Origin of the sequence: Nocardia alni (assembly GCF_019038435.1) — a bacterium.
Classification (GTDB): Bacteria; Actinomycetota; Actinomycetes; order Mycobacteriales; family Mycobacteriaceae; genus Nocardia; species Nocardia alni.
Genome location: NZ_JAGPOX010000214.1, coordinates 1 through 12,259 on the forward strand (window position 1 = coordinate 1; position 12,259 = coordinate 12,259).

Sequence of the window (12,259 nt, forward strand, 5' to 3'; positions counted from 1 at the left end):
CCACCGGACAGTTCGGTCCGCCGCACCCCGTCCGTGCGCCCGACCCCGACGTCCCCGAACCCGTCCAGCAGTGATCCCTGCAACGCCGTCGACATGCCCCGAACCTACCTGCAATCGAACATATGTTCAACGACCCGATTCGTCCGGGTTGTCGGGCCCGCCCGAGAACTACCCCGGCATGGTGCCGCTGAGACAGGCCGCCTCAGCCTCCGATCACCGTCCCGCCCACACGATCTCAGACCGTCCCGCACCGTGGAGGCGGTCAGTTGGTGTTTTTGATGAAGTCGCCGGGTTTGTAGGCGCGATCGAAGAATTCCTGTGTCGGTCCGTAGAAGCGGAACAGGCTGAACCAGCCGCGGCCGGGGACGGTGGTGAGCCAGTTGCGGGCCCCGGCGGGTGGGTTGGGGCCGATGTGCAGGGTTATTGATTCGTCGGGGTTGAGGTCGATATCGTTCATGCCGTTGAGTGAGGGGTATTGCTGGCCGGGGGCGTCGAGGCCGGCGGCGGTTTCGGCGTCGTACAGGGTGATCGACCAGAACAGTTTCGCGGGTGGGTGGGGTGGCAGGGTGATCTCGTAGGTGTTTTCGCCGCGTAGGTAGTCGCCGTCGCTGTCTTTGTAGGCGGCGCCGTATTTCGCGCCCATCCCGACGATCGAGGACATCATGCCGGTGCTGATGGAGTAGGCGTTGACGAACATGTGGGCTTTGGCGTCGACGTCGGTGTGTCCGGTGGTGCGGTCGCGCCATTGCTCGTCGAGCAGGGTGCGCATGAAATCGTCGGGTTCGGTTTTCACGTGCGCGACCCAGTGCCGGTCGGGCCACCACAGGGCCCGGTCCTGCCGGTCGAAGGTCGCGGCGGTGGTTTTGGCCATGCGCCACGCGGTTTTCGCGGCCTGGTCGAGTAATTCGTGTTCGCGGGCCGATGGGGCGAATGGTGTGTCTTTGCGGATGCCGAGGGCGGCGAGCATGCCGTGCATGTAAGGGTCGGTCTGGTCGATGCGTTCGGCCTGGATGAACGCGTGCAGCGCATCGAAGTAGCTGCCGTCGGCGGCGAACAGGGCGTTGGCGGGCACGTCGGACACGTGCTGGAACACCATCGGCTCGGCGGGCTGATCGAGGGGGCGCACGGTGATCCCCTCGACGGCGGACACTCCGGGGCTCAGGTCGTCGACGGAGGTGAAGAACCCGCGCGCGAAGATGAACACCCCGTTGGTGGGACTGGTGTAGACGAAGTACTTGCCGGTGTCGATGTCGCCGTCGTAGTCCTGCGGCACGATCAGGTAGCTGCCGCCCTCGCCGTGATCGGGACCGGGCAGCCCGATGTCACCGAGGTATCGGCGGCCCTCGATCAGCGGTCCGGTCAGGGGTCGGTGCCAGAAGTCGTCGAGCAGCGCCTGCAGCATCGGAGGCGCCTCGATCACCAGCGGGCCGGTCCGAGCCAGGTCGGCGAATCCCAGTGCGTAGATCACATCCGAATTGGGTGTGGTGATCAGTGTGTTCGGTTGAAGTCGTTTCTCGTAGACCGACATCACGTTGTAACCGCGTCCGGCGACTGCTTCCAGGCCCTGCTTCATCGCCCACATGTTCATCGCGGGCAGTGCCCACAGATACACCTGCACCGCCCGCTGGAAATACAGTTCCTCTCGTAACCGCTGCTCGGCGTCGGGGCCGGGGTAGCCGCCGGGCAGCGGCAGCGCCGCGAGTTCACGGTAGCGATCGGGGTCTGCGGGCATCGCGTTCCCTTCGTCCGGATCGATGGGTGCTCTCGCTGACGCTGTGTTCAGGCGGGAGTGACCGCGGGTGGCTGCCAGGTGCCGTCGAGGATGGCTTGCTCGCCCCAGTAGGCGCGGATGTAGAGCGAGAATGGTCCGGACGGTGCCGGCAGCCAATTGGATTCGTGCTCCGGTCCCGGGGACTGCGCACCTGCGTAGAGGGTCAGCGAGCCGTCCGGGTTACGGGCGAGGTTCTTGTTCTTCGTGCCGAGGGAGTACCGCTTCTGGTCGTTGGGGGCGAACAAATGTTTGTCGTTGTAGAGCGTCAGCGACCAGAACCCCTTCACCGGCGGTTCCTGCCCGGCGGGAAAGGTGACCCGGTAGCTGCGGGAGCCGTCCAAAGGTGCACCGGTGGCGTCATTGTCGGTGTAGAAATACTGGGTTTCGGTCGGCCGGTTGTCGTACATGTTGGACTTGGAGGTTCCGGTGCGATTGAAGTAGTCCAGTCCGTATTGGGCGTTGTTGACCGAGCGGTTCCAGCCGTTACCGGCGGGCAGACCGTTGTGCGACCACGGAAAGAACTGTTTGATGACTTCGTTCTCGGTGGCGACCGCGGTGTCGGTGAGGACCTGTTTCAGGGCGGGGTTGCGGTTCGCCGAGTCGAGTAGGCTGCGGAACTGTCCATAGAGCCCTTCCTCGCCCGGCAGCGGCGGGACTTGGTCCAGGACCGAACCGAACTCGTCGAAAAACTTCTCCGGCACCACCCACTTCGTCTCCCCGTCACCGGACGCGGCGCCGGGCAGCGACGGAAGTTTCGACCAGTCGGTGGTCTTCTGCTTGCCGTCGAAGTCACCGAGCGGGTAGATCATCACCTGGTTGAGCACCGACTGAATCGCGGCACGATCCTCGGGAGTGTCGTCCATGAACACTCGCGGAATCGCATTGGCGATGGGGGTGGAGCTGCGGATGACGCCCGCCACGCCCTTGGGGGTGTCGCCCTTCCAGTTCGGGCCCGCCAGCAGATAGAACCCGGGCTTGGTGTCATACGGCTTGCCCAGCTGCCCGAACTGGTCGGTGCGCTGGTCGTAGAGGGCATACACCCAGAACCTGTCCCCGAAGTCGGGGACCTGCACGATCACCGGCTGCTTGTCGAGGTCGAAGAATGCCAGCCCGTACACCACGTCCTGATTCGGGCAGGTGACGAACGTTTCGGCCGGATCAATGTAATTCGACAACATCGCCAGATGTCCCTGCGGCGCGGCCGGGACGACACCGTTGACAAGACCCGGCTGCGGTGCTTGGACGGTTTGGTCGTGGCGGTTGCGCGAATTGACCAGCGGCCACCCCCACACGTACGCGGTCTGCGCGATGGTCCTGGCATAGGAATCGAACATCTCGATCCCGGTCACCGGTTTGGTCAACTCCGCCGCAGAACCGGTCGCCGCGTCGGATTGCACGGCGTTCTTCCCACTCGGAGTCGACGTGGACACGGCGGCGTCGCTGCCGGATCCCGAATTGCTCGAACATGCCGCGAGCGCGGCGCCTGTCCCCACCGCGAGGGTCGCGACGCCGACACCGGCCAACGCGGATCGCCGCGACAGCCCGACCCAAGCCCGCCGCCTGGATTCGTCCTGCCGATCGGCCTCTCGACCGCTCGCTGGGGCGGTGAACAGCCTCTCCACACGTGAAAACCACCGATTGCCCACAGCTATCTCCCGTCTGATCCATAGACGTAAAACGGGTAAAAACAAGCTTGTGAACTGCCACGCTAACATCAGCGAATCAGATAGCTAGATGTTATCTGTGATCGGATGCGGTACGAGCTTCCCAGTGCGACCCGGCCCGGCACACCTGACGCCGGCATTACCGCTGGATCGTGAACACCCCGCCACCCAAGGCGTTGACCTGCCGATCGGCCCGGTGACGGTACAGGTCTTGGGTGGGGATCAAGATATGCTGACGGGGTCCCAGTGGGTTCGTTCGATGACAGGGTGGTCGATGCCGCGCAACAGGCGTCCCCGTGATCGGGAGGAGAAGCGGGCCGAGATCGTGGCCGCGGCGCGGGAGTTGTTCCTGGTCGAGGGATACGAGTCGGTGTCGATGGCGCGGGTCGCGCGGGCTGCCGGGGTGGTGTCGAACACCGTGTACTGGTATTTCCAGGACAAGGACACGGTGTTGCTCGCCGTGCTCGACGACGTGTTGACCGAGGCGTTGAGCAGGTACGGGTCGGTGAGCGAGCAGAGCCCGGCGCAACGGCTGGGGTGGGTGGTGGGGGAGCTGCGTCAGGCGAGCCGTTTGGTGACCACGGTGCACGCGCGCAGCAAGGAGTCCGAGGTAGTGCGCGAATGGCACGAGCGGTTCCATGCCTTGACCGACGGGCTGCTGAGGCAGGAATTCGCCGTGCTCGGCCTGACCGGCCCGGAGTTGACCCCGATGAGCTCGATCGCGGTGTTCGTGATCGAGGGACTGCTCATGCATCCGACCGACGAGGAAACCACCGAATCGGTGGTCAACACACTGCTCACCGCCGTCCGCGCCACCGCGGCGGGCGAGCGGACCCGATCCTGACCCACGTCAGACCGGCGGTTCGCCGAAGGCCCGGCTGAGGAAGGCCAGCTGGTCGGTCACCGCGCGCTCGAAATACTCGCCCAGGTAGATGTCGAAGTGCGCACAGGGGTAGGTCAGGACCTGAACGTGGTCCAGGCCCGCGGCCCGGTGGATGGTCGCCGCAGCCGGCGCGGCGACGTCGTGCTCGCACACGCACACCAGCGTCGGGGCCTGGATGCGTGCCATGTCCCGCCCGGGGCGGTACCACGGCAGGCGCAACGCCAACCGCGCCGCGAGAGCGTTGGCCGCGGCGGTGTCGGTACCCGGCAGCGACAGCGATCCCCAGATGCTGTCGCGACCGACCTCACCCGCGCTCGGCTGTCCCTGTGTGGTCAGGACCAGGTCGGCAGGCAGCTGGTCGCGGATGGCGGGCAGCAACCCCAGTGCGGCACTGGTACGCGCGGAGACCCGGGTGCCGGGCGGCAGCAGCGCCGCGGCCCCGGGCAGAGCATCGGGTGAGGTCAGAAACGCGGGCATCCATCCGGTACCGGCCATCGGCACGAGCAGCGGCCGGGCGCCGAACCATGAACCGATCGTGTCGATCACCGCGGCCGCGGTCAGTGCCAGCGCGCTCGCTGGAGCGCCGCGAAACCGCGACCACATCGAGGCCGGCCCATCGGTGAACGGGCACTGCGCCACCACCGCGGCCACCCCGGGATCGCGCGCACCCGTGCGCAGGGCGTGCCCGCCGCCGAAAGAACTGCCCCACACCGCGATCCGCGCGGGATCGACGCCGGGCAACGCCCGCACATACTCCAGGGCGGCCCGCCAGTCGGCGAGCTGACGGCCGATGTCGAGCAGTTGGCGCGGCTGCCCACCGCTCGCGCCGAGGTAGCGGTAGTCGAACACCAGCACCGACCATCCACGCGCCGCGAAGCGTTCGGCGTAGGCGTCCAGCCGCATCTGGCGCACCGCACCCAGCCCGTGCCCCATCACCACCACCGGTCGCCGCCCGCACTGCCCCGGTGTCTCGTACAACCATGCGGCACACCGGTCCTCGCCGGAGTCGAACCACACATCCCGGCGCACCACCGTGCTGTCCGTCGCCGCCATGACGTTTCCTCTCCGTCGACACAATCAGCACACTTTCTTGACTACCGATCAAGAAATGTGTGAGACAACGGTACGAACTTCTTGATCGACAGTCAAGAAATGAGGCGGACCACCCTCGAGATGCGGTCAACCTGTGCGCCACCTCATCACCGGCGACGACATCATGGGCGTCGCCGACGCCCTAGCCGGCAGGCGTCATTTGAACAACGATCCCGCCGAAACGCGCCTCTTGCATGGTCGCGGGGTGTCCGTCGACGAAACACACACCGGTGCGGGTGGTCTCGACGCATTCTTCCCTCTGGGAGCCGTCCGAGTGCTCGACCGTATCGGCGTAGTAGGCGATCATTCCGCCGCCGAAGCCGGTGTTGAAACCGATGATTCGGCGCCCGGCGCGGTCGGTGGCGCGGCTCTGGCAGTGATCGCAGACCGCGTGGAGGTAACGTTCGTGGTAGATCGTCGGCCGCCGGCAATTCGGGCAGCGTTGGGTGTACCGCCGCCCGGGCACCGGGCTTTGCAACAGGAAATCATTGCGAGCCAATATATTACGCCCGGATTCCCCCGGATTCCCGCTGCGCCGTAGGACGATGAGCACGAACTCGGCGTAATCGGCTGTCTCGGCATCCATCGCCGCGCGCCCGGGCATCTCGTCCATGCGTGTGAGGCCGAGATCGTAGGCCTCGAGCGCCGCTCGGTGCGCCGCCGAGAGTTCGCTCCGCGCCGGATCAGACGCGATTCGCGGCGCTTCATCGCGGGGCGGCGGAGAACTCGGGTCTGGCCGGGTCATGACCGCCAGCGTATCGGCTCCATAGGCAAACCAGTTCTGTCCGATTGGCTCTAGGTCCACAAGCCGGCTGTCGCGAGGATGAGGTGATGAGCAAGATTTCCATCGCCGATGTCGTCGACGATCTGACCGGACCGTGGCAGCCGCGAGACCTCGCCACCGCCAACGACGCCGTGGTCCGCATCGCCCGCTTCCACGGCGAATTTCCCTGGCACCATCACGACGAGGACGAACTGTTCCTGTGCTGGAGCGGCACTTTCAGAATCGAATTGCGGGACCGCGAACCGGTGACCCTCGATCCCGGCGAGATCTTCGTCGTCCCGCGCGGAGTCGAGCACCGGCCCGTGGCCGAGCAGCCGGCTCACGGGATCATGATCGAGCGACCCGAAACCAAGCAGTACGGCAACTGAATTCGGCGCGCCCCGGCGTATTCGGTCAACGGGACCGCGCTGTGCTGATGCTGGGATCGAGGTGCTGCCCGAGATCGGAGAGGAGCCCGGGGGCGGCCGGCGTCCATCCGAGCGAGTCCCGAGTGATCCGGCTCGAGGCGGGGTTGTCGAGCCCGGCGAAGAAGGCGAGATAGCCGAAGTGCTGTGCCACATCCTCGGTCGCTATGGCACGGACCGGGACGTCGAGACGGCGGCCGATCACTTCCGCGATCTCGTGCAGTGTGATGCCCTCTTCGGCGACGGCGTGCAGGCGCGTGCCCGCGGGCGCCGATTCGAGCGCGAGGCGGTAGAGGCGGGCGACGTCGCGTGTGTTCGCCGACGGCCAGCGGTTGTCCCCCGCTCCGGGATAGCCCGAAACGCCTGTCGCGCGGGCGATCTCGATCAGGCCCGAGACGAAGCCGTAGCGGCCGTCGCTGTGTACTGCCGGAGGCAGGCGGACGGTCGAGGATCGCACGCCCGCGTCGGCCGCGGCGATGACGAAGTTCTCGGCATCGATGCGCGGACCGCCCGGGAGCGTGTCCTGTTCGGTGAGTTCTCCGCGAAAGCCCGCGAGGGCCAGTGCGCCGGTCGCACTGGTGCCGACGAAGGGTTTACCCGTCCCGGCGAGGGGAGAGCTCAGGGCGGCGATCGCACGCAGATCCGCCTCGACGGCCGCCGCCAAATCTCCCGACCGCTGTAGATCGTGATCGAACGCGAGATGGATGACGCCATCGGCCTCCTGAACTGCGGCGCTCAGGCCATCGAGATCATCGAGGTCACCCCGGCGCACCTCGGCCCCCAGCGACCGGACGACGGAGGCCGAGCCTTCCGAACGTGCCAGACCGACCACGGTGTGCCCGGCGGAGATCAGCTCGGGAATGACCGCCGAGGCCACATGTCCGGAAGCTCCTGTGACGAAAACGCGCATAGCTCAACCCTTTCCGTATTCCGCCGCGTGATTGCAGGCTATGAAATCACTCTACCCAGCGACTGCAGTTACTGCAATCGCTACACTCGGCGCATGCCGCGATGGGAGCCGAACGCTGTCGACCGCCTACAGGAGGCCGCTATCGAACTGTTCGCCGAACAGGGATTCGATCGGACGACGGTCGCCGAGATCGCGGAGCGCGCAGGTCTCACCGAACGGACGTTCTTCAACCATTTCCCCTCCAAACGCGAGGTGCTCTTCGGTCCGCGCTCGCAACATCAGCAGCATGTCGTCGGCCGTGAGATCGTGGCGAGCCCGGTGAATCTGGCGCCGCTCGACGCCATGGTGTGCGGCCTGCAGGCCGCCGCCGACGAGATCCTCGAGGGATTGCGCGAGGCGTCCATACGCCGAAGGGCGATCATCGAGGCCAGTCCCGAGTTGCAGGAGCGCGACGACAGCAAGCGCGCGGCGCTCACCGCCGTCATCGCCGAGGCATTACAGACCCGCGGCCTGGACGCCGACACCGCACTTCTCACCGCCCGCGTCGGTGTCCTCATCCACCAGACCGCCGAGCAGCGGTGGGTGCAGCCGGGCGAGCGCCGACCGCTGCGGTATCACCTGTCGGAGGTGCTCCGCACGCTGCGCATGATCGTCGCTGAGAATTTCGCCCGGGATGCCTGAGCGAGAAAGCATGCGCGGTGCGATGTTTCAGTCGCGCCAGGTGGCCTGGGCGAGGATCGCGGTGCCCATCCACCGGCGAAGGTAGCGCCTGAGCTCGTCGTCGGTGCGGGGCGGGTTGCCGGGGGCGAAGAAGAACGACTGCATGGTGCGCAGGAGGTATTCCACCAGTTCGGCGAGCGTGGTGTCGTCGTAGCCGTACTGCTTCCAGTCGACGTCGAAGCGCCGGATCATGGTCATGCCGATGGCCCGGGCCTCGGCGGAGGTGATGCCTTCGGGCTGCGGGTTGGAATAGCCGCTGGACAGCAGTATGCCCAGGTGCGGGATCCGGCGCACCTCGTTCAGGGTGAAGACCACGCCCTCGGTCATGGCGTCGACCGGGTCGGACAGGCCGCTGACGTGGTCGGCCAACCGGTCCATGAAGCCGTCCACCGAGGCGAACGCGGCCGCCTTCATGAGGGCGTCCGAGCTGGGAAAATACCGGTATACGGTCTGCCGGATGACGCCGAGCGATTCGGCGACCTCGGCGATGTTGACCTCCAGGCCGGTCCGCCCGATCAATTCCACGGCGGTCGCGACGATGCGACGCGAGGCTTCCTCGTCGCTGCTCGGCGGGCTGCCGCCCCACCCGCGTCGTCTTGGCACTGTCTGATTCCTCGGCTCGGACCGGAATTCGCGAATTGATCTTACGGCCGGGCCGCCGCCGAATGCTTCCACGGGCCGCGGTCCGACCGTCGTGGCAAAGTCATCATACGACCATACGCATCGATGTATGGTTGTCGAATCCGGGCGCCGTGACCGTGCTGCCGCCCGGGGAATGATGGAGGTAGAGCAGGTGACCGACCTACACGTCCGGAAGATGCGATTCGCGTTCGCGGACTACGACGTGCCGTTCACGTGGAACGAGGAGAATCCGGCCTTCTCGTCCATGGCCAATGCGGTGTCGTTCCTGGCGATCGGCTTCGAGAAGATGATCGTGAACATGATCCGCGAGGCGATGCCGCGGATCACCGAGCCGGCGGTGGCCGAGGAGGCCGATGCGTTCGTGCGGCAGGAGGGGCAGCATTCGACCGCGCATCGTCAGCACGTCGCCGGGCTGATCCGTGCCTATCCGAGGCTGCGCGAGACCCTGGACAAGGTGATCGGCGAGTTCGACCTGCTCACCTCGGAGAAGTCGCTGGAATATCGGCTGGCCTACACCGCGGACCTGGAGGCCACCTTCACCCCCGTGTTCAAGCTGATGCTCGACCACGACGCGACGTTGTTCGCGCCCGGCGACGATCGGGTGGCGTCGCTGTTCATCTGGCACTTCGTCGAAGAGGTCGAGCACCGCAGTTCCGCGCTGATCATCTTCGATTCCATCGTCGGCAGCGATCTCTACCGGATGCGGATGGCACCGTCGATCTTCCGGCACGTGCTGCGGATCATTCGGATCGCCTGCGCGGACTTCAACGAGTTCGTGCCGCTGGAGGAGCGGAAGGTGGACGCGCTGGCGATGTTCGCCACGTATCGGCGCCGGCGTCGGCTGGGCGAGTGGTTGCGGCCCCTGCGGCTGCCCGACCACGGGCCGATGCCGCGCGCGTTCGACGATCTGCCGCTGCGTGAGCAGCTCGTCGCGCTGAGCGGCATCGTCCGCAGCCAGTTGCCCGGACACAATCCGACGCACGAGACACTGCCGGCGCTGGCCGACCTGTGGTTCCGGCGCTACGACGACGGCTACGACGTAACGCAGTGGTACACAGCCGATCTGGCGGATTCGAAGTAGGGAACCATGTCCGATCATTGCTCGAGCACATTCGATCACCTGGCCGCCGAACTCGGCTTCTCCTGCCGGACCGAGGGGGGTCTCGTCGCGTTCCGCGATCCGTTCGCGTTGCAGAACTGGACGCTGCCGGTGCTCGAGGTCACCGTGATCCTCGGTGCGATATTGATGCTGATCTACGCGATCAGACGCCTTCGCCTGCAAGGAGATCCGACCACCCTGGTGGTGTGGCTCGGTGCGACGGCCTACCTGTTCATCATCGAACCGCCGCTGTATTTTCCGGCCGCGTTCGGGATCGACAAGTACGTGGACACGATGTTCGCCCACAACGTGTTCACCGTCGAATTCCTGTGGGGCAGGTTGCCGCTGTATATCGTCGCGATCTACCCCTTCATGGCGACGCTGGCCTTCGAAACCGTTCGCATGCTGGGGGTTTTCCGTCGGTACGGCGTGCTTGCCGGTGCGGTCTGCGTAGGGTTCGTCCACCATGCCTATTACGAGATCTTCGATCAGATCGGCCCGCAGTTGCGGTGGTGGGAGTGGTCGGCCGGAAACTCGCTGAACCAGCCCATGTTCGACTCGGTGCCGCTGTCGAGCATCGTGGTCTTCGCGGCGCTGTGGCCGATGTCGCTGGCGCTGTTCGTCCAGCTGTTCGTCGGCCGTCATGTGGACGCCGGGCGGCACTTGTCCGGGGCGCAACTGGTGTGGCGCACCATCGTGATCGGCATCCTGGGATCGGCGGGAACCGGCGTACTTCCGCTCCCCGCAACGGTTTTCGGCGCGAGCAATATCACCGTGCGCGGCGTGATGTACGCGGCCGAGCTGATCGTGCTGAGCGTGGCGGCCATCGTGCTGCTGGTGTCCCAGTGGATACGAATACGCCGCGGGGATGCGCCGCCGCCCCACGCTAACGGCCTGGTCAAGGCTTACAGCATTGTGTACCTGGCCGTGCTGGCTCTGTTCTGGATCACCGCCCTCCCGGACTTCCTGCACGCTACCCACGGCTGGGCCCGGGGCGGCGGCCCCACCGGTAACCCCTGGTACACCATCGGCTGCTTTGTCGTCGCAATCCTCTGCTGCGCAGCGACATTCACCGCGCGCGGCAGGACCGCGCCGACCGACGATCCCGCCCGGATCGCCGTCGCCGCCACCGGCTGACGTCCGGAGTCGGCCGGGTAATCCCACCCCGCACCACGGCGCCGTACCCGGCCGACACCCCGGCGTGACCGCGATTCGGACATTCCGCGGTCCGGAGGGTTTAAGGTCCGAACGACTGTCTGCGTTGGTTCTCGAACACCTGTGCCGTCCGGCCGTTTCGTTTCGGCGTTCGGTCTGTGCTGCCTGATGTGCGCTGAAGTATGCAGTGGCTCTGTTCCCACCAGAGGAAGGGTTGTCTGTGTCCCGAATTCGGTTGCGGATTGTCGTCGTGTTGAACGCTGTGATGGTCGCGTGCGGGCTGATGGTCGCCGGCGGGGCCGTGCCCGCGGCGGCCGCCGGGACGTTTGTGATCAGCGAGTCGCAGTTCGATCGGATGTTCCCGAACCGCAATGCCTTCTACACCTATCGGGGCTTGGCCGACGCGCTCGGCGCCTACCCGGAATTCACCACTACCGGCAGCGATGCGGTGCGCAAGCGTGAGGCGGCGGCATTCCTGGCCAATGTGAGCCATGAGACCGTCGGCCTGAAGTTCATCGTCGAACAGAACAGGGCCAACTACAGCCACTACTGCGACCGGAGCCAACCCTACGGTTGTCCAGCAGGTCAGAGCGCCTATTACGGGCGTGGTCCGCTGCAGCTGAGCTGGAACTTCAACTACAAGGCCGCCGGTGACGCACTGCACGTCGATCTGCTGAGCAACCCGTACGCGGTCGAACGGGACGCCACCGTGTCCTGGAAGACCGGACTGTGGTTCTGGAACAGTCAGGCGGGCGCGGGGACGATGACTCCGCACGACGCGATGGTTCGCGGTAAGGGCTTCGGCGAGACGATCCGCAGCATCAACGGCGATCTGGAGTGTCACGGTAAGAATCCGGACGAGCGCAACGACCGGATCGATCTCTACAAGAAGTTCGTCGAGGTTCTCGGCACCGACGTCGGCCCGGGCAACCTCTCCTGCTGATCGGCGCGGACACCCTGTGATCGCCGAGTCGAACGTGCTCGGCGATCACAGGACTCGTCTGGCCGACCGTGGAAAGTCTGTCGTCCCAGCGGATTCCGCGTCAGCTGCCGAACAGGGCATAGCGGGCCGTGAGGCCGCCGCTGGCCAGGGTGTGGGCGGGCAGGGCCGCGCGGACCTGGGCGTTGGAGGCGC

General features: G+C 66.0%; 12 protein-coding genes. 6 read left to right on the forward strand and 6 right to left on the reverse strand.

Features of this window, described 5'->3' with window-relative positions; genetic code table 11:
• Positions 1 to 262: 262 nt before the first annotated feature.
• Both JZ791_RS41335 and JZ791_RS41340 read right to left on the reverse strand, forming a co-directional pair.
• The gene (locus tag JZ791_RS41335; protein ID WP_216902988.1) at positions 263 to 1,732 is read right to left on the reverse strand and encodes a DUF1254 domain-containing protein; all 1,470 of its coding nucleotides are present in this window, start codon (positions 1,730 to 1,732) and stop codon (positions 263 to 265) included.
• 47 nt (positions 1,733 to 1,779) lie between these two features.
• Positions 1,780 to 3,393 carry a DUF1254 domain-containing protein gene (locus JZ791_RS41340; RefSeq protein ID WP_308163439.1) on the reverse strand — a complete coding sequence of 538 codons (1,614 nt, stop codon included), beginning with the start codon at positions 3,391 to 3,393 and terminating at the stop codon, positions 1,780 to 1,782.
• Positions 3,394 to 3,709: 316 nt separating this feature from the next.
• Between JZ791_RS41340 and JZ791_RS41345 the strand changes: the two genes are divergently transcribed.
• Positions 3,710 to 4,279, forward strand: a complete 570-nt coding sequence (locus tag JZ791_RS41345) for a TetR/AcrR family transcriptional regulator (RefSeq protein ID WP_216902990.1) — start codon at positions 3,710 to 3,712, stop codon at positions 4,277 to 4,279.
• Between the two features lie 6 nt (positions 4,280 to 4,285).
• Here JZ791_RS41345 and JZ791_RS41350 read toward each other — a convergent pair whose 3' ends face one another.
• Positions 4,286 to 5,371, reverse strand: coding sequence for an alpha/beta hydrolase (locus tag JZ791_RS41350; protein ID WP_216902992.1), 1,086 nt, complete (start codon positions 5,369 to 5,371; stop codon positions 4,286 to 4,288).
• 181 nt (positions 5,372 to 5,552) lie between these two features.
• Positions 5,553 to 6,155, reverse strand: coding sequence for a hypothetical protein (locus JZ791_RS41355; RefSeq protein ID WP_216902994.1), 603 nt, complete (start codon positions 6,153 to 6,155; stop codon positions 5,553 to 5,555).
• Positions 6,156 to 6,241: 86 nt separating this feature from the next.
• On the opposite strand from JZ791_RS41355, the gene JZ791_RS41360 reads away from it, so the two are divergent.
• On the forward strand, positions 6,242 to 6,562 hold the full coding sequence (locus tag JZ791_RS41360) for a cupin domain-containing protein (protein ID WP_216902996.1): 321 nt from the start codon (positions 6,242 to 6,244) through the stop codon (positions 6,560 to 6,562).
• 25 nt (positions 6,563 to 6,587) lie between these two features.
• On the opposite strand, the gene JZ791_RS41365 is transcribed toward JZ791_RS41360, so the two are convergent.
• Positions 6,588 to 7,508, reverse strand: a complete 921-nt coding sequence (locus tag JZ791_RS41365; protein ID WP_216902998.1) for an SDR family oxidoreductase — start codon at positions 7,506 to 7,508, stop codon at positions 6,588 to 6,590.
• A 93-nt stretch (positions 7,509 to 7,601) separates the two neighbouring features.
• Between JZ791_RS41365 and JZ791_RS41370 the strand changes: the two genes are divergently transcribed.
• Positions 7,602 to 8,189, forward strand: coding sequence for a TetR family transcriptional regulator (locus JZ791_RS41370; RefSeq protein ID WP_216903000.1), 588 nt, complete (start codon positions 7,602 to 7,604; stop codon positions 8,187 to 8,189).
• A 27-nt stretch (positions 8,190 to 8,216) separates the two neighbouring features.
• Here JZ791_RS41370 and JZ791_RS41375 read toward each other — a convergent pair whose 3' ends face one another.
• Positions 8,217 to 8,831 carry a TetR/AcrR family transcriptional regulator gene (locus JZ791_RS41375; protein ID WP_216903002.1) on the reverse strand — a complete coding sequence of 205 codons (615 nt, stop codon included), beginning with the start codon at positions 8,829 to 8,831 and terminating at the stop codon, positions 8,217 to 8,219.
• A gap of 190 nt (positions 8,832 to 9,021) precedes the next feature.
• On the opposite strand from JZ791_RS41375, the gene JZ791_RS41380 reads away from it, so the two are divergent.
• The 3 genes from JZ791_RS41380 to JZ791_RS41390 all read left to right on the forward strand — a co-directional run bounded on the left by JZ791_RS41380 (position 9,022) and on the right by JZ791_RS41390 (position 12,067).
• Positions 9,022 to 9,951, forward strand: coding sequence for a metal-dependent hydrolase (locus tag JZ791_RS41380; protein WP_216903010.1), 930 nt, complete (start codon positions 9,022 to 9,024; stop codon positions 9,949 to 9,951).
• Between the two features lie 6 nt (positions 9,952 to 9,957).
• Positions 9,958 to 11,106, forward strand: coding sequence for a hypothetical protein (locus tag JZ791_RS41385; protein ID WP_216903004.1), 1,149 nt, complete (start codon positions 9,958 to 9,960; stop codon positions 11,104 to 11,106).
• A 268-nt stretch (positions 11,107 to 11,374) separates the two neighbouring features.
• On the forward strand, positions 11,375 to 12,067 hold the full coding sequence (locus tag JZ791_RS41390; RefSeq protein WP_216903006.1) for a chitinase: 693 nt from the start codon (positions 11,375 to 11,377) through the stop codon (positions 12,065 to 12,067).
• Positions 12,068 to 12,259: the final 192 nt, after the last annotated feature.

Coding starts and splice junctions, on each gene's coding strand:
- JZ791_RS41335 (WP_216902988.1), bottom strand. CDS start 1,732: ATGCCCGCAGACCCCGATCGCTACCGTGAACTCGCGGCGCTGCCGCTG.
- JZ791_RS41345 (WP_216902990.1), top strand. CDS start 3,710: ATGCCGCGCAACAGGCGTCCCCGTGATCGGGAGGAGAAGCGGGCCGAG.
- JZ791_RS41350 (WP_216902992.1), bottom strand. CDS start 5,371: ATGGCGGCGACGGACAGCACGGTGGTGCGCCGGGATGTGTGGTTCGAC.
- JZ791_RS41355 (WP_216902994.1), bottom strand. CDS start 6,155: ATGACCCGGCCAGACCCGAGTTCTCCGCCGCCCCGCGATGAAGCGCCG.
- JZ791_RS41360 (WP_216902996.1), top strand. CDS start 6,242: ATGAGCAAGATTTCCATCGCCGATGTCGTCGACGATCTGACCGGACCG.
- JZ791_RS41365 (WP_216902998.1), bottom strand. CDS start 7,508: ATGCGCGTTTTCGTCACAGGAGCTTCCGGACATGTGGCCTCGGCGGTC.
- JZ791_RS41370 (WP_216903000.1), top strand. CDS start 7,602: ATGCCGCGATGGGAGCCGAACGCTGTCGACCGCCTACAGGAGGCCGCT.
- JZ791_RS41385 (WP_216903004.1), top strand. CDS start 9,958: ATGTCCGATCATTGCTCGAGCACATTCGATCACCTGGCCGCCGAACTC.